At 43.1% G+C, this 16,003-nt stretch carries 20 protein-coding genes; 15 read left to right on the top strand and 5 right to left on the bottom strand.

The features are described 5' to 3' along the window. The first annotated feature begins 46 nt into the window (after nucleotides 1-46). The 13 genes from HMPREF1048_RS05490 (at nucleotide 47) to yidD (ending at nucleotide 9,234) form a co-directional block, all read left to right on the top strand. Nucleotides 47-1,024, top strand: coding sequence for an ABC transporter substrate-binding protein (locus HMPREF1048_RS05490; RefSeq protein WP_000869835.1), 978 nt, complete (start codon nucleotides 47-49; stop codon nucleotides 1,022-1,024). Nucleotides 1,025-1,034: 10 nt separating this feature from the next. Continuing rightward, nucleotides 1,035-1,928: an ABC transporter permease gene (locus HMPREF1048_RS05485; RefSeq protein ID WP_000011438.1), complete on the top strand. Its 894-nt coding sequence runs from the start codon at nucleotides 1,035-1,037 to the stop codon at nucleotides 1,926-1,928. A 12-nt stretch (nucleotides 1,929-1,940) separates the two neighbouring features. Next, nucleotides 1,941-2,744 carry an ABC transporter ATP-binding protein gene (locus HMPREF1048_RS05480; protein ID WP_000157661.1) on the top strand — a complete coding sequence of 268 codons (804 nt, stop codon included), beginning with the start codon at nucleotides 1,941-1,943 and terminating at the stop codon, nucleotides 2,742-2,744. Nucleotides 2,745-3,069: 325 nt separating this feature from the next. Beyond that, nucleotides 3,070-3,318, top strand: coding sequence for a YneF family protein (locus HMPREF1048_RS05475; RefSeq protein WP_000364990.1), 249 nt, complete (start codon nucleotides 3,070-3,072; stop codon nucleotides 3,316-3,318). Nucleotides 3,319-3,518: 200 nt separating this feature from the next. After that, on the top strand, nucleotides 3,519-4,313 hold the full coding sequence (racE, locus tag HMPREF1048_RS05470) for a glutamate racemase (RefSeq protein WP_000370377.1): 795 nt from the start codon (nucleotides 3,519-3,521) through the stop codon (nucleotides 4,311-4,313). After that, nucleotides 4,310-5,281 carry a nucleoside-triphosphate diphosphatase gene (locus HMPREF1048_RS05465; protein ID WP_000182420.1) on the top strand — a complete coding sequence of 324 codons (972 nt, stop codon included), beginning with the start codon at nucleotides 4,310-4,312 and terminating at the stop codon, nucleotides 5,279-5,281. Before racE ends, HMPREF1048_RS05465 begins: the two co-directional genes overlap by 4 nt. Beyond that, on the top strand, nucleotides 5,257-5,778 hold the full coding sequence (locus HMPREF1048_RS05460; protein ID WP_001118956.1) for a metallophosphoesterase: 522 nt from the start codon (nucleotides 5,257-5,259) through the stop codon (nucleotides 5,776-5,778). The genes HMPREF1048_RS05465 and HMPREF1048_RS05460 overlap by 25 nt, the downstream gene beginning before the upstream one ends. Continuing rightward, nucleotides 5,775-6,236, top strand: coding sequence for a cyclic-di-AMP-binding protein CbpB (gene cbpB, locus HMPREF1048_RS05455; RefSeq protein WP_000560711.1), 462 nt, complete (start codon nucleotides 5,775-5,777; stop codon nucleotides 6,234-6,236). Before HMPREF1048_RS05460 ends, cbpB begins: the two co-directional genes overlap by 4 nt. Continuing rightward, nucleotides 6,233-6,967: a site-specific tyrosine recombinase XerD gene (xerD, locus tag HMPREF1048_RS05450; RefSeq protein ID WP_332827958.1), complete on the top strand. Its 735-nt coding sequence runs from the start codon at nucleotides 6,233-6,235 to the stop codon at nucleotides 6,965-6,967. Before cbpB ends, xerD begins: the two co-directional genes overlap by 4 nt. Beyond that, nucleotides 6,967-7,695 (top strand): segregation/condensation protein A, encoded by a 729-nt coding sequence (locus HMPREF1048_RS05445; protein ID WP_000351877.1) that lies wholly within the window; start codon nucleotides 6,967-6,969, stop codon nucleotides 7,693-7,695. Before xerD ends, HMPREF1048_RS05445 begins: the two co-directional genes overlap by 1 nt. 18 nt (nucleotides 7,696-7,713) lie before the next feature. Beyond that, complete coding sequence (gene scpB, locus HMPREF1048_RS05440) at nucleotides 7,714-8,283, top strand: SMC-Scp complex subunit ScpB (protein ID WP_000105307.1); 570 nt, start codon at nucleotides 7,714-7,716, stop codon at nucleotides 8,281-8,283. Further along, nucleotides 8,270-8,992 (top strand): pseudouridine synthase, encoded by a 723-nt coding sequence (locus tag HMPREF1048_RS05435; protein WP_001222228.1) that lies wholly within the window; start codon nucleotides 8,270-8,272, stop codon nucleotides 8,990-8,992. The genes scpB and HMPREF1048_RS05435 overlap by 14 nt, the downstream gene beginning before the upstream one ends. Further along, a complete protein-coding gene (gene yidD, locus HMPREF1048_RS05430) occupies nucleotides 8,992-9,234 on the top strand; it encodes a membrane protein insertion efficiency factor YidD (protein WP_000821624.1) in 243 nt (80 codons plus the stop codon). The genes HMPREF1048_RS05435 and yidD overlap by 1 nt, the downstream gene beginning before the upstream one ends. A gap of 110 nt (nucleotides 9,235-9,344) precedes the next feature. On the opposite strand, the gene HMPREF1048_RS05425 is transcribed toward yidD, so the two are convergent. The 5 genes from HMPREF1048_RS05425 to galE form a co-directional block, all read right to left on the bottom strand. Then, complete coding sequence (locus HMPREF1048_RS05425) at nucleotides 9,345-10,316, bottom strand: siderophore ABC transporter substrate-binding protein (protein WP_000842686.1); 972 nt, start codon at nucleotides 10,314-10,316, stop codon at nucleotides 9,345-9,347. 95 nt (nucleotides 10,317-10,411) lie between these two features. Then, the gene (locus HMPREF1048_RS05420; protein ID WP_000764291.1) at nucleotides 10,412-11,164 is read right to left on the bottom strand and encodes an iron ABC transporter ATP-binding protein; all 753 of its coding nucleotides are present in this window, start codon (nucleotides 11,162-11,164) and stop codon (nucleotides 10,412-10,414) included. Next, entirely contained in the window at nucleotides 11,161-12,117 is a 957-nt protein-coding gene (locus HMPREF1048_RS05415; protein ID WP_001159848.1) for an iron chelate uptake ABC transporter family permease subunit, read from the bottom strand. The genes HMPREF1048_RS05420 and HMPREF1048_RS05415 overlap by 4 nt, the downstream gene beginning before the upstream one ends. Further along, nucleotides 12,107-13,066 carry an ABC transporter permease gene (locus HMPREF1048_RS05410; RefSeq protein WP_000778472.1) on the bottom strand — a complete coding sequence of 320 codons (960 nt, stop codon included), beginning with the start codon at nucleotides 13,064-13,066 and terminating at the stop codon, nucleotides 12,107-12,109. The genes HMPREF1048_RS05415 and HMPREF1048_RS05410 overlap by 11 nt, the downstream gene beginning before the upstream one ends. Before the next feature lie 143 nt (nucleotides 13,067-13,209). Beyond that, nucleotides 13,210-14,208: a UDP-glucose 4-epimerase GalE gene (galE, locus tag HMPREF1048_RS05405; protein ID WP_000167821.1), complete on the bottom strand. Its 999-nt coding sequence runs from the start codon at nucleotides 14,206-14,208 to the stop codon at nucleotides 13,210-13,212. A 294-nt stretch (nucleotides 14,209-14,502) separates the two neighbouring features. Here galE and pepA point away from each other — a divergent pair, with 294 nt between their 5' ends. Both pepA and HMPREF1048_RS05395 read left to right on the top strand, forming a co-directional pair. Beyond that, nucleotides 14,503-15,567, top strand: a complete 1,065-nt coding sequence (gene pepA / locus HMPREF1048_RS05400; protein WP_000209159.1) for a glutamyl aminopeptidase — start codon at nucleotides 14,503-14,505, stop codon at nucleotides 15,565-15,567. 21 nt (nucleotides 15,568-15,588) lie between these two features. Further along, a complete protein-coding gene (locus tag HMPREF1048_RS05395) occupies nucleotides 15,589-15,885 on the top strand; it encodes a bacteriocin immunity family protein (RefSeq protein ID WP_000230154.1) in 297 nt (98 codons plus the stop codon). Nucleotides 15,886-16,003: the final 118 nt, after the last annotated feature.

Here is a 16,003-nt window from a genome sequence, read left to right as displayed (position 1 = left end):
CTTTGATTTTCATTGAGTATTATCTTTTCTGAGAAGGAGTTTCATTATGAAAGTTGTTCGAAAATTACTAGCACCCCTCTTGGTAGTGGGGATCCTCTTGACCTCTCTGATCAGTTTGCATCAGCTGAAGGCAGATAAGAAAAAAGATGTGTTTCGTATCGGTATTTCGCAGTTTATTACCCACCAGTCCTTAGATGCTACTAGAGAAGGATTTGTGGATGAACTGGCCAAGCAAGGCTATATTGAAGGGAAAAATATAGAGATTGATTTGCAAAATGCACAGGGAGAACAACGAAATCTAAAAACGATTTCCCAGCAACTAGCAGAATCTAGTGATGTCGTTCTAGCTATCGCAACGCCTTCTGCTCAGAGCTTGGCCAATACAACACAAACGACACCTGTTATTTTTTCAGCGGTAACAGACCCTGTCAGTGCCAAGTTGGTAGAGTCAAGAGAGCATCCTGGGGGCAATGTAACTGGGACAAGTGACCAGTCATCAGATGCCATTTCAACCCAAATCAATTTGATAAAGAAAGTTCTACCAAAGGCTAAAACGATTGGAATCCTCTATACTCAGAGCGAGCCAAACTCAGTTGTCCAAAAGGATGAAGCTAAGCGCCTTCTGGAAGAAAAAGGCTTTACCGTTGTTGAAAAAACAATCTTGGACAGTAACAACGTCAAGGCAGCAGCAGAGAGTTTGATGGCAGAGGTGGATATGGTTTTTGTCCCAACGGATAATATCATTTCGTCAACCATGGAAACAGTTAAGCAGGTTTCTATTAAACACAAGGTTCCAGTATTCGGTGGTTCAACAGAAATGATTGCTGTGGGTGGCTTGTATAACTACGGAACTAATTATGAAGAATTGGGAAGACAGACAGCAAGAATGCTGGTTCGTGTCTTAAAAGGTGAGAAGCCAGAAAATATAGCAGTTGAGTTGCCTGAAAAACTGGAATTGCATACCAATAAAGAAATGGCAGATGCACTAGGAATTGATATTAGTAAATTAGAGGGCAAGAAATAGGAGGTTTAAGATGAGTTTTGTATTATCTAGTTTATCAGAAGGTTTGTTGTGGTCGATTATGGCCATTGGGGTTTACTTGACTTTCCGTATTTTGGATATTGCGGATATGACTGCTGAAGGGGCCTTTCCACTGGGGGCGGCTGTCGTCGTATCTCAGATACAGGCAGGGACAAATCCTTGGATTGCGACTTTACTTGCTTTGCTGGCAGGTATGGTAGCAGGTCTGGTATCAGGAATGCTTCACACCAAGATGAAAATTCCAGCTCTCTTGACAGGGATTGTGACCTTGACAGGGCTTTATTCAATCAATATTAAAATCATGGGCAGCGTACCTAATCTTTCCTTGGGAGATTCTGCAACCGTCTTTAAACAATTGGCGAGCTTAGGGCTGACAACTGAAGAAGCTGTTTTCTCATTCAGTTTGGCCTGTCTCTTACTTGTTTGTTTGGTCTTGACTCTTTTGATGAAAACAGAGATTGGCTTGGTCTTGCGTTCGACTGGGGACAATATTCCGATGAGTGAGGCCAATGGGGTCAATGTAGACACCATGAAGATTGTTGGTTACATGATTTCAAACGGCTTGATTGCCTTATGTGGTTCCTTGTTTGCCCAAAATGATGGATTTTCAGATGTGACTTCTGGGACAGGAACTATCGTTGTTGGTTTGAGTGCAGTCATTATTGCGGAAGTCTTGATTCACGACTTGACCATTGGAGGCCGCTTGTTATCTATCGGAATTGGTGCTATTGTTTATCGTTTGATTATTTTAAATATCTATGAAATTCCAAATCTAGATCAAAACCTGGTTCGTCTCTTTAATGCAATCTTGCTCGCTTTAGTTTTATTTGCACCAGAATTGCAAAAGAGATTAAAGATTCGTGGTCTAAAATTGAGAAATGAATAGGAGGAGAAAGTTATGGCAAGTTTGTTAACACTTGAAAATATTCACAAAACATTTGAAGCAGGGACGGTCAATGAGAACCATGTCCTCAAAGGATTAGACTTAGAGGTTGAAGAGGGAGATTTTATCTCTGTGATTGGTGGAAATGGAGCAGGAAAATCCACTTTGATGAATATCTTGGCTGGCAATTTATCTGTGGATGAAGGGGACCTTCTACTGGCAGGGAAATCCATTAAAAATCTGAGTGTAAGAAAGAGAGCCAAGGATATCGCCCGTGTTTTTCAAGATCCTAAGATGGGAACAGCTTCTCGTTTGACAATTGAGGAGAATATGGCTATTGCCTTGAGACGCGGTCAGAAGAGAGGGCTTGGTTGGGGCGTGAAGGAGAAGGATAGAATTCAGTTTCAAGAGGCCTTGAAGGAGTTGAATATTGGTCTTGAAAACCGCTTGAAAGTGGATACTCAATACCTCTCAGGAGGACAAAGACAGGCCTTGACCCTAGTCATGGCAGCTCTGGTGAAACCTAAACTTTTGCTTTTGGATGAACATACTGCGGCACTTGACCCGAAAACTAGTCAAATGGTGATGGACTTGACGCAAAAGATTGTGGAACACCATCAGTTGACGACCTTGATGATTACCCACGATATGAACCATGCGATTGAGTACGGAAATCGTCTCATTATGCTCTATCAAGGCAAGATAGTGGTGGATGTCAAGGGAGAAGAGAAAAAGCATCTGACAGTTGAAGACCTCATGCATCTCTTCCAGAAAAATAGTGGCCAAAGTCTAGTTAGTGATGAATTGGTTTTGGGATAAAGAAAAAGGCTGAGATCTAGTGTCTCAGTCTTTTATTAGTACAAATGGATAGGCAGAAATATGAAATTAATACTCTTCGAAGATCTCTTCAAACCGTGTCAGCTCTATCTGCAACCTCAAAACAGTGTTTTGAGCAGCCTACGGCTAGCTTCCTAGTTTGCTCTTTGATTTTCATTGAGTATAAATTCAGCAAGGAGCCCTCTTTCGCAGAAAAGCAGGGTTCTTTTTGCTGTCTATTCCATCTATGAAAGCGTAAAACAAACTAGTCAGGGTGGCTAGTTTGTGGTATAATGAAAGAGACTCAAAAAGAAACAGGAGAAAAATGATGGATTTACTTTTAGCAATTGTATTGATTGTGCTAGCTTTTCTAGGAGGAGCTCTTGGAGGAATGTACTTGGTTCGTAAGCAAATTGAAAAAGAATTCGCTGACAACCCACGTTTGAATGCTGAAGCAGTTCGTACTCTTTTGAGTGCAAATGGTCAAAAACCAAGCGAAGCTAAGGTACAACAAGTTTACCACCAAATCATCCGCCAACAAAAAGCAGCCCTTGCTAACAATAAAAAGAAAAAATAAATAAGGAAAAGTCTGGGATGAAAGTTCCAGACTTCTCACTATGTTGGCTAAGGGTTTAGGGATGAGACTTTTTCCTTGCATTCTATTGATATTTGATTATGATTAAGAGAGATAGTTGTTGCTTAGGCTGTCATTTGGTTTATAAGGATCAATAATCATAATGAACTATCAATCAGAAAAAAGACTAGAAAGAAGACTGTATGGATAATCGACCAATTGGTTTTTTGGATTCGGGTGTCGGGGGCTTGACCGTTGTGCGAGAGCTTATGCGCCAACTTCCCCATGAAGAAATCGTCTATATTGGAGATTCGGCACGGGCGCCCTATGGTCCCCGTCCTGCTGAGCAAATTCGGGAATATACTTGGCAGTTGGTCAACTTTCTCTTGACCAAGGATGTCAAGATGATTGTCATTGCTTGTAACACTGCGACTGCGGTCGTCTGGGAAGAAATCAAGGCTCAACTAGATATTCCCGTCCTAGGTGTGATTTTGCCAGGAGCTTCAGCAGCCATCAAGTCCAGCCAAGGTGGGAAAATCGGAGTGATTGGAACGCCCATGACGGTACAATCTGACATCTATCGTCAGAAAATTCATGATCTGGATCCAGACTTACAGGTGGAGAGTTTGGCCTGTCCCAAGTTTGCTCCCTTGGTGGAGTCGGGTGCCCTGTCAACCAGTGTAACCAAGAAAGTGGTCTATGAAACCCTGCGTCCCTTGGTTGGAAAGGTGGATAGCCTGATTTTGGGCTGTACCCATTATCCACTCCTCAGACCTATTATTCAAAATGTCATGGGGCCCAAGGTTCAGCTCATCGATAGTGGAGCAGAGTGCGTACGGGATATCTCAGTCTTACTTAATTATTTTGAAATCAATCGTGGTCGCGATGCTGGACCACTCCATCACCGTTTTTACACAACAGCCAGCAGCCAAAGTTTTGCACAAATTGGTGAAGAATGGCTGGAAAAAGAGATTTATGTGGAGCATGTAGAATTATGACAAATAAAATTTATGAATACAAGGATGACCAGGACTGGTATGTCGGCTCATATAGTATTTTTGGTGGTGTCCGGACTTTGACTGATGAAGACTTGGATTTTCCTCTAGTTGGATTGGCCAAAATCTTTCGAGACGAGGAACGAGGTTTTCCACTTTCAGTTACTGTTTTACGCTATGGTTCTCCCTACCGTTTATTGTCTTTTGTAGTAGATATCCTTAACCAAGAAATGGGACGAAATTTGGAAGTTATTCAACGTCAGGGAGCCCTGCTCTTGGTTGAAAATGGGCAGCTCTTGTATGTAGAATTGCCTAAAGAAGGGGTCAATGTTCATGATTTCTTTGAGACAAGCAAGGTCAGAGAAACCTTATTGATTGCGACTCGTAACGAGGGCAAGACCAAGGAATTCCGAGCTATCTTTGACAAGCTAGGCTACGATGTAGAAAATCTTAATGATTATCCAGACCTACCTGAAGTAGCAGAAACAGGCATGACCTTTGAAGAAAATGCCCGCCTCAAGGCAGAAACCATTTCTCAATTAACGGGCAAGATGGTTCTGGCAGATGATTCTGGACTCAAGGTCGATGTCCTTGGTGGCTTGCCAGGTGTCTGGTCAGCTCGTTTCGCAGGTTTGGGAGCAACTGATCGTGAAAACAATGCTAAACTCTTGCACGAATTGGCTATGGTTTTTGAACTCAAGGACCGCTCGGCTCAATTCCATACAACCCTAGTCGTAGCTAGCCCAAACAAGGAAAGTTTGGTTGTCGAAGCAGACTGGCCAGGCTACATTAACTTTGAACCTAAGGGTGAAAATGGATTTGGTTACGATCCTCTCTTCCTTGTAGGAGAGACAGGCAAGTCCTCAGCTGAATTAACCCTTGAAGAAAAAAATAGCCAATCTCACCGCGCCTTAGCCGTTAAGAAACTTTTGGAGGTATTTCCATCATGGCAAAGCAAACCATCATTGTAATGAGCGATTCCCATGGCGATAGCTTGATTGTGGAAGAAATCCGTGATCGCTATGTGGGCAAAGTTGATGCCGTTTTTCATAACGGCGATTCTGAACTGCGTCCCGATTCTCCCCTTTGGGAAGGCATCCGCGTTGTTAAAGGGAACATGGACTTCTACGCCGGCTACCCAGAACGTTTGGTGACTGAGCTTGTTTCGACCAAGATTATCCAAACCCATGGTCACTTGTTTGACATCAATTTCAACTTTCAAAAGTTGGACTACTGGGCTCAGGAAGAAGAGGCCGATATCTGTCTTTATGGTCACTTGCATGTGCCAAGCGCTTGGATGGAAGGCAAGACCCTCTTTCTAAATCCAGGTTCAATCAGTCAACCACGTGGTACCGTCAGAGAATGTCTCTATGCTCGTGTGGAGATTGATGACAGTTATTTCAAAGTGGACTTTTTGACACGAGCCCATGAGGTGTATCCAGGCTTGTCTAAGGAGTTTAGCCGATGATTGCCAAGGAGTTTGAGACTTTCTTGTTGGGGCAGGAGGAAACTTTTTTGACCCCTGCTGAAAATCTAGCTGTGTTGATTGATACCCACAATGCGGATCATGCGACCCTCTTGCTTAGTCAGATGACCTATACCCGTGTTCCTGTTGTGACAGATGAAAAACACTTTGTTGGGACGATTGGGCTCAGAGATATTATGGCTTACCAGATGGAGCATGACTTGAGTCAAGAAATCATGGCAGATACGGATATCGTTCATATGACGAGAACGGATGTAGCGGTCGTCTCTCCTGATTTTACTATTACGGAGGTCTTGCACAAGTTAGTAGATGAGTCCTTCTTGCCGGTTGTGGATGCGTCTGGTATTTTCCAAGGAATTATCACGCGCAAGTCTATCCTCAAGGCAGTCAATGCCCTCTTGCATGACTTTAGTAAGGAATATGAGATTCGATGCAAATGAGAGATAGGATTTCAGCCTTTTTAGAAGAAAAGCAGGGCTTATCTGCCAATTCCAAGCAGTCCTATAAGTATGATTTGGAGCAATTTTTAGACATAGTAGGCGAGCGGATTTCTGAGACTAGTCTCAAGATTTACCAAGCCCAACTAGCCAATCTAAAAATTAGCGCCCAGAAGCGAAAGATTTCGGCCTGTAACCAATTTCTCTACTTTCTCTATCAAAAAGGAGAAGTGGATAGCTTTTATCGTTTGGAATTAGCCAAACAAGCTGAAAAGAAGACCTCAAAACCAGAGATTCTAGACCTAGACTCTTTTTGGCAGGAAAGCGACGTTTTAGAGGGGCGCTTGCTAGCGCTCTTAATCCTAGAAATGGGGCTCTTGCCGAGTGAGATTTTAGCTCTCAAGGTTGCGGACATCAATCTGGATTTTCAGGTGTTGCGAATCAAGAAGGCTTCTCAACAGAGGATTGTCAGCATTCCCACGACCTTGCTTTCGGAGTTGGAACCCTTGATGGGCAAGACCTATCTCTTTGAAAGGGGAGGGAAAGCCTATTCTCGTCAGTGGGCCTTCCGTCAGTTAGAAGCTTTTGTCAAGGAGAAAGGTTTTCCAACCTTATCAGCCCAAGCCTTGCGGGAACAGTTCATTCTAAGACAGATAGAAAAGAAGGTCGATTTGTACGAAATTGCAAAAAAATTAGGATTAAAAACAGTCCTGACCTTAGAAAAATATAGATAATGGATATTAAATTAAAAGATTTTGAAGGGCCCTTGGACTTGCTTTTGCACCTGGTTTCTAAGTACCAGATGGATATCTACGATGTGCCTATTACGGAAGTTATCGAACAGTATCTAGCCTATGTCTCAACCCTTCAGGCCATGCGTCTGGAAGTGGCGGGCGAGTACATGGTCATGGCCAGTCAGCTCATGCTGATCAAGAGCCGCAAGCTCTTGCCAAAGGTAGCGGAAGTGACAGATTTGGAGGATGACCTGGAGCAGGATCTTCTCTCCCAAATCGAAGAATACCGCAAATTCAAGCTCTTGGGTGAGCATTTGGAAGCCAAGCACCAAGATCGGGCCCAGTACTATTCCAAAGCACCAACAGAGTTGATTTACGAAGATGCGGAGCTTGTGCATGACAAGACAACCATTGATCTCTTTTTGGCTTTTTCCAATATCCTAGCCAAGAAAAAAGAGGAGTTTGCACAGAATCACACGACTATCCTGCGGGATGAGTATAAGATTGAGGACATGATGGTTATCGTGAAAGAGTCCTTGACTGGACGAGATCAATTGCGCTTGCAGGATTTGTTCAAGGAAGCCCAGAATGTCCAAGAGGTCATTACCCTCTTTTTGGCAACCCTAGAGCTAATCAAAACCCAGGAGCTGATCCTCGTGCAAGAGGAGAGTTTCGGAGATATCTATCTCATGGAAAAGAAGGAAGAAGGTCAAGTGGCCCAAAGCTAGACTTGATAGAGAGGAAAGATGAGTACTTTAGCAAAAATAGAAGCGCTCTTGTTTGTAGCGGGTGAAGATGGGATTAGAGTCCGCCAGTTAGCTGAACTCCTCTCTCTGCCACCGACAGGCATCCAACAGAGTTTAGAAAAATTAGTCCAGAAGTATGAAAGGGACCCAGATTCCAGTTTGGCCCTGATTGAGACAGGGGGCGCTTATAGATTGGTGACCAAGCCTCAATTTGCAGAGATTTTGAAGGAATATTCCAAGGCGCCTATCAACCAGAGCTTGTCTCGGGCTGCACTTGAGACCTTGTCCATCATTGCTTACAAACAGCCCATCACACGGATCGAAATTGATGCCATCCGTGGGGTCAACTCGAGTGGGGCCTTGGCGAAGTTGCAGGCCTTTGACTTGATACGAGAAGACGGGAAAAAAGAAGTGTTGGGTCGCCCCAACCTCTATGTGACTACAGATTATTTCCTAGATTACATGGGAATTAACCATTTGGAAGAATTACCAGTGATTGATGAGCTTGAGATTCAAGCCCAAGAAAGCCAATTATTTGGTGAAAGGATAGAAGAAGATGAGAATCAATAAGTATATTGCCCACGCAGGTGTGGCCAGTAGGAGAAAAGCAGAAGAGTTGATCAAGCAAGGCTTGGTGACGGTTAACGGCCAAGTGGTACGTGAACTAGCAACGACCATCAAGTCAGGTGACAAGGTCGAAGTAGAAGGCCAACCCATCTACAACGAAGAGAAGGTCTACTATCTGCTCAATAAACCACGTGGTGTCATTTCCAGTGTGACAGATGACAAGGGCCGCAAGACGGTTGTCGATCTCTTGCCCAACGTGAAGGAGCGCATCTACCCTGTAGGTCGTTTGGACTGGGATACATCAGGAGTCTTGATTTTGACCAATGATGGGGATTTTACGGATGAAATGATTCACCCTCGTAATGAGATTGACAAGGTTTATGTCGCGCGTGTTAAAGGTGTGGCCAATAAGGACAATCTTCGTCCCTTGACCCGTGGACTTGAGATTGATGGCAAGAAAACCAAACCAGCTGTCTATGAGATTCTCAAAGTGGACCCAGTTAAAAACCGCTCTGTGGTGCAGTTGACCATCCATGAAGGGCGTAACCACCAGGTTAAAAAGATGTTTGAAGCTGTCGGTCTCCAAGTGGACAAGTTGTCACGGACCCGTTTTGGACATCTAGACTTGACAGGACTCCGTCCCGGAGAATCCCGTCGTCTTAATAAAAAAGAAATCAGCCAACTACACACCATGGCTGTAACCAAGAAATAATGAAACGAATCTTAATAGCGCCAGTACGCTTTTACCAACGGTTTATCTCACCAGCCTTTCCACCCTCTTGTCGCTTTGAGCCGACTTGTTCCAACTATATGATTCAGGCTATTGAAAAACATGGCTTCAAGGGTGTTTTGATGGGCTTGGCTCGGATTTTACGTTGCCATCCCTGGTCGAAAACAGGTAAGGACCCCGTCCCAGACCATTTTTCCCTTAAACGGAATCAAGAAGAAAAATGAGGCTAGGTAAAAATATTTTAGTGAAATGATAAAAACGCATCCTATCAGGTCTTAGAAAGCTTGATAGGATGCGTTTTATCATGTAAAGATGTGATTGAGTTTGAAGCAGCTTATTTTAAAGCTTTTTGTGCGTCTTCAATCATGAGTTTAGTTGATTCAAGACCGCCTCCACTTAGATACCAGAGGTCTGGTGTTAGTTGGATAATCTTGCTATTTTTAGCAGCAGGAGTTTCAGCGATGAGGGCATTTTCTAGGACACCGTCGTTGCTAGAGTTGTCCCCACCGATGGCAAGGGTACGGTTGATGACAAAGAGGATGTCAGGATTGATTTCTTTGACACTTTCAAAGCTGACTTCTTGTCCATGGCGAGAATCTTCAAATTTTGTATCAGTTGGCTTGAATTTCAAGGTTTGGTACAAGAAAGAGAAACGAGATTGGGCACCAAAGGCAGCCATTTTTCCTTCGTTGAGGAGGATAGCAAGGGCTTTTTTGTCAGAACTTTCGTTTTTAGTAGCGACTTCTTGGATGCTCTTGTCTAGCTTGGCCAATTCTTCCTTGGCTTTCTGTGTACCAGTTTCACCAAAGGCGCTTGCTAAGGACTCAATGTTGGCCTTAGTTGAAGTCCAGTAGTCATCTTTGCCTGCTTGGAAGAGAACAGTCGGAGCGATTTCGTTGAACTTATCTACGAATTTTTGGGTACGTGGTGAAGCGATAATTAGGTCTGGTTCAAGAGCAGCAAGGGCTTCTAGGTCTGGCTCAACCATAGAACCAACATTTTTAACTTTTCCAGCTAGGTCTTTAAGATAAGTCGGAACAGTTTTTGTAGGCATTCCGACGATATTCTTTTCAAAACCTAAAGCGCGAATAGTATCCGCAGCACCGAGGTCAAAGGTCACAATCTTTTCAGGGACTTTTGAAAGTGTGACTACACCTAGTGAACTTTTAATGGTTACCTCTGTTGGAGCAGAGCTACTTGTCTCCGACTGGCTGGTACTTGAGTTTGAGGTTGTACTACATGCACCAAGTAGGAGCAAGAAGCTAGCCACTAGGGCAGTGAAATAAAGTTTAAGGGATGATTTCATGATTTCTCCTTTTTAAAATGTGATAACGATTTAGGGAGTCTCTAGGTTTTATTGACTAAGAGACTGAAGGTTCTCTAACTTGAGCTTCTATGTTACTAGCTATAGATACAAATCTTTTTGCCATTGATATCAGCTAGCGTGATGGGAATCTCATAAAGTTGACTGAGCAGGTCAGCCTGCATGATTTGATTGGTTGTTCCCTTGCTAAAGACTTGGCCGTCCTTGAAGGCGACAATTTCATCTGCATACTGACTAGCCATGTTGATATCGTGGAGGACGATGATAATGGTCTTGCCAAGTTCCTCCACCAGTCGTCGAAGAATCTGCATCATGCTAACGCTTTGTTTGATGTCGAGATTGTTGAGTGGTTCGTCTAGTAAGATAAAGTCCGTATCCTGGGCCAGTACCATAGCGATAAAGACCCGCTGGAGTTGTCCTCCAGACAGGCTATCGATGTAGCGGTTTTTTAAGTTGGTCAGTTCTAAATAGTCCAGAGTTTCTTGAATTTTTTCCCAGTCTTCTGGTCTCAGTCGACCTCGGCTGTAGGGAAAACGTCCAAAACTGACCAGTTCTTCCACCGTCAATTTGGCTTGGTAATTGATTTTCTGCTTTAGGATGGTGAGTTCTTGAGCTAGTTCTTGCGAATTCCAGCTCTCTATTTCACGACCTTTGATACTGAGAATACCCTGATCTTTCTTGGTTAGTCTGCTCATGATGGAGAGGAGAGTCGATTTTCCAGCACCATTTGGACCAATAAAGGCTGTCAGTTTCTGAGGACTGACATCAAGCGAAATGCCTTGCAAAATATCCTGTTTTTGAATGGATTTGTCAATGTTTTCCAGTTTCACCGACGCGCCCTCCTATAAAGTAAGATAAAGAATAAGAGACCACCTACGCTCTCGATGACCATGCTGATGCGAATTTCCAGTGCAAATACTCGTTCAATCAGGGCCTGCCCCAAGGTCAAGCTAATAAATCCAACCAGAATGGCCACGATAAAGAGCAACTTGTGTCGATAGTCTTTGACGATTAGGTAAGTGAGATTGGCCAGCATAAAGCCGAAGAAGGCCATAGGCCCTACCAAGGCAGTGGCCGTTGAGGTCAAAAGCACGATGCCCCAGAGGAGTTCTCTCTGTTCTTTTTCAACATCGAGTCCCAATATCTGAGCCGTTTCTCTTTGTAGGTGCAAGACATCCAGAATGACTGCTTTCCGAAAGAAAAAGATTGTCAAAGCAAGGATAATCAGAGAGCCGATGGCTAGGATGGAAGTATTGAGATGCTGAAAGGAAGCAAAGAGACTGTTTTGCAGTTTATCGTATTCGTTTGGATCCATTAGGACCTGAAGGAAGGTACTGATATTTCGAAAGAGACTTCCAAGGGCTAGACAGATTAGCAGGATGAAGACCAGGTCTTGTTTCATCAGTGTCTTCAAGTAGCCTTGTAAGGCAAGAAAGAAGAGGGATTGGACAAGAAGTAAAACTAGGAATTCTAAGATAGGAGACTTGTCAAGTTGCAGAAACTTGCTTTCAAAAACCAGTAGCAGAGTTTGTAGTAGGACGTAGAAGGATTCGATTCCTAAAATACTAGGCGTCAGGAAACGATTTTCCGTCAGGGTTTGAAAACTAATGGTCGAAATCCCTGTCGCGATAGCTACCAAGAGATAAACGATGATCTTTTGGGAACGTAGCTTCCAAGCAAAGGCTGACAAGTGAGTGATGGGCCAAAAGTAGAGAAGACAAGCTCCGACGGCAAGAATAATAAGAAGCCAGAAGAGCTTGGTATGTTTGCTTTTAAACTGCATCTTTTCGTCCCCCTCTCCATAGAAGTAGGATAAAGACGAGGCTACCAATGATTCCTAGTAGAAGACTGACAGACAGCTCATAGGGCCGAATCAGAACTCGGGATAGGATATCGCAGGCCAGAACTAGATTAGCACCGACCAGTGCGACCATGAGTTTGGTCTGACTTAGATTATCTCCATAGCGCTTGCGGACAAGATTGGGAACGATGACTCCGAGAAATGGCAAGCCACCCACGGTAATCATGGTGACACTAGTCGTTAGCGCCACCAGAAAGAGGGCCAATTTTTCAAGTAGGGAGTAGGAAATCCCCAGACTCTCACTGGTTTCCTTGCCCAGATTCATGATGGTAAAAGTTTGGGATAATTTCCAAACGGCTATCAGAATAATGAGGCATAAGAAAAGCCATTCATACTGATGGGTCTGAATCATGGAGAAGGAGCCCTGGGTCCAGGCAGTCATACTCTGAACCAGATTGAAACGATAGGCGATAACTTCTGTCACAGAACCGATAATTCCGCTATAGATGATCCCAATCAGAGGCAACATCCACCTTTCCTTTACAGTAAAAATGGTCATAAAGGCTAGGAAGAAGAGGGTGAATACGATGGATGAAACAAAAGCGAAGAGCATCTTTTGGGTCAGACTAGCCGACGGAAAGACAAAGAGGCTCAATACCATTCCCAGTTTGGCGGCTTCAGTCGTTCCAACTGTACTCGGAGCAGCAAACTGATTTTGAGTGATAGTCTGCATGAGCAGTCCTGCCATGCTCATACTAGAGGCAGTCAGGAGAATGCTGATAGTTCTTGGGAGACGGGACTCTTGAAAGAGAAGCCAGGTCTGCTGGTCGAAAGCAAAGAGCTTTCCCCATGAAAAATCACTGGTCCCAATGCTAATAGAGAGAAAGACTAGGAGTAGAAGTAAGCCAATTAAATAATAAGAAAGTTTCATACCCCATCCTTTCAAATAGATTTGGTATCGAAAGATACCTGCGGATATTACTGTAACACGATTTATTTAATCTGTCAATAAATTTTCTGACAATTTAATGAATAAAACAAGGAGAGAGTACCAGGACTTTCTCCTCTGTTTTCCTATTCTAAAATGTTTTTGCCTTCTTTAACACGCCAACGATAATCTGATAAAATAATATCTTCGAGGGAGTAGCTAGCCTTCCAATCAAGATATTTTTTTGCTTTTGATGCGTCTGCTAGGACGCTGGCTGGGTCACCAGCACGGCGAGCAACAATTTCGTGGGGTATTTTTTGATTCAGTAATTCTTCAGCAGTTTTAAAGATTTCTTTGACGGTATAGCCTTTTTCAGTTCCTAAGTTAAAGATTTGAGAAGAACTGTCTTCTTGAAATAGGTAGTTCATTCCTTTAACATGAGCCTGTGCAAGGTCCAAGACATGAATGTAATCTCGAATACATGAACCATCACGTGTATCGTAGTCATCTCCAAATATTTTCAGTCTATCATTTTGTCCCAATGCGGTCTTGTTGATATTTGGAATGATGTGAGTCGGATTTTTTACACGCAGACCATTTGAAGCATTCATTTCAGCCCCAGCAACATTAAAGTAACGGAAAATAACATATTTCCAATCGTAGCGATTAGCCATCCAGTAAATCATTCGTTCACCCATCAGTTTTGTTTCTGCATAAGGGTTGACAGGGTCGAGCAGGGTATCTTCAGTTGCAGGCTTGTCAATACAGTTATTACCATAGAGGGAAGCAGTCGAAGAGAACATGATTTTTTGAATACCAACTTCAGATAAGACTTTGAGAACTTGGTTCATACCAGCAACATTGGCAGTGAAGTATTTACTTGGATTTTCAATACTTTCGCTCACAACTATCTCACCTGCACAATGAAGAACAGCATCAATCTGATTTTCTTCTAAGTAAGCTTTTAGGGCACTAGAATCATAAACATCTAGTTGCTTAAAGCTAGTACGACTATCCACAGCCGCTCGATTTCCTGTAGATAGATTATCTAGAACATGTACCTGATAGCCAGCATTTAAAAGAGCTTTAACGGTATGGGAGCCAATGTAGCCAGCTCCACCTGTAACAAGAATTGTTTTGGTCATGATTTTTTCCTTTTCCTAGTTTTGTACTATTTTAAAGAAATAAGAAGGCAAAGTCAACTATTTTCTGCAAATTTCATGAAAAACTGAACAAATATATCATTGAATTGTTTTTTTGTTTGGAAATTAATAGTTTGATTGGTCTTGGAATAGTTCTTAGATTTCACCTCACATGCAAGAAAATACAAGCTTTTTATAAGATACAGTAAGACTAAGATACTAACTTAGAAATCCACCTTCCCGCTATCCTTCTCCTATAAAAAGTGGTAAAATGGATGAAAGAAAGAAGGAACTGAAATGACAACATTATTTTCAAAAATCAAAGAAGTAACAGAACTTGCTGCGATCTCAGCTCATGAAGCACCTGTCCGTGCTTATCTTCGTGAAAAGTTGACACCGCACGTGGATGAAGTGGTGACAGATGGCTTGGGTGGTATTTTCGGAATTAAACATTCAGAAGCTGCGGATGCGCCACGCGTCTTGGTCGCTTCTCACATGGATGAAGTTGGTTTTATGGTCAGCGAGATTAAGCCAGATGGTACCTTCCGTGTGGTTGAAATTGGTGGTTGGAATCCTATGGTAGTCAGCAGCCAACGTTTCAAACTCCTGACTCGTGATGGTCGTGAAATTCCAGTGATTTCAGGCTCTGTTCCTCCACATTTGACTCGTGGAAAGGGTGGACCAACCATGCCAGCCATTGCAGATATCGTCTTTGATGGCGGTTTTGCGGACAAGGCTGAGGCAGAAAGCTTTGGCATCCGTCCTGGTGACACCATTGTACCAGATAGTTCCGCTATCTTAACAGCCAATGAAAAAAATATCATCTCAAAAGCTTGGGATAACCGCTACGGTGTTCTTATGGTAAGTGAGCTAGCAGAAGCCCTTTCAGGTCAAAAACTCGGAAATGAACTCTATCTTGGCTCTAACGTCCAAGAAGAAGTTGGTCTCCGCGGTGCTCATACATCTACAACTAAGTTTGACCCAGAAGTCTTCCTCGCAGTTGACTGTTCACCAGCAGGTGATGTCTACGGTGGTCAAGGCAAGATTGGAGATGGAACCTTGATTCGTTTCTATGACCCAGGTCACTTGCTTCTCCCAGGTATGAAGGATTTCCTTTTGACAACAGCTGAGGAAGCTGGTATCAAGTACCAATACTACTGTGGTAAAGGCGGAACGGATGCTGGCGCAGCTCATCTGAAAAATGGTGGTGTCCCATCTACAACAATCGGTGTCTGCGCTCGTTATATCCATTCTCACCAAACCCTCTACGCTATGGATGACTTTTTAGAAGCGCAAGCTTTCTTGCAAGCCTTGGTGAAGAAATTGGATCGTTCAACGGTTGATTTGATTAAACATTATTAAACCATAAGGGAGGTGGTAGGGATGGTAGAACCAAACCTAGAAAGCCTTATAAAAGATCTTTACAATCATGCTCGACAAGATTTGAGTGAAGATTTAGTTGCTGCTCTCCTAGAGACTGCAAAAAAACTGCCTACTACAAATGAGCAATTGCTGGCAGTTCGTCTCTCAGGCCTGGTCAATCGTGAATTGCTCCTAAATCCCAAACATCCGGCACCTGAGTTGCTCAACTTGGCTCGCTTTATCAAAAGAGAAGAAGCTAAGTACAGAGGTACTGCGGCTTCTGCGATTATGTATGGGGAGCTCTTTAAAATGCTTTGATTCCATTGTGAATCAAAGCATTTTTTATATGGTAGAAAAGCAATTCTTGGTTAGGAAAAGAAAAAAGCCATCCCATTCAGGATAGCTTCTTGGTACTTATACTCAATGAAAATCAAAG

The sequence above is a fragment of the Streptococcus mitis SK575 genome, assembly GCF_000257865.1.
Classification (GTDB): Bacteria; Bacillota; Bacilli; order Lactobacillales; family Streptococcaceae; genus Streptococcus; species Streptococcus mitis_CQ.
This window is presented reverse-complemented; position numbering and strand designations above follow the sequence as displayed.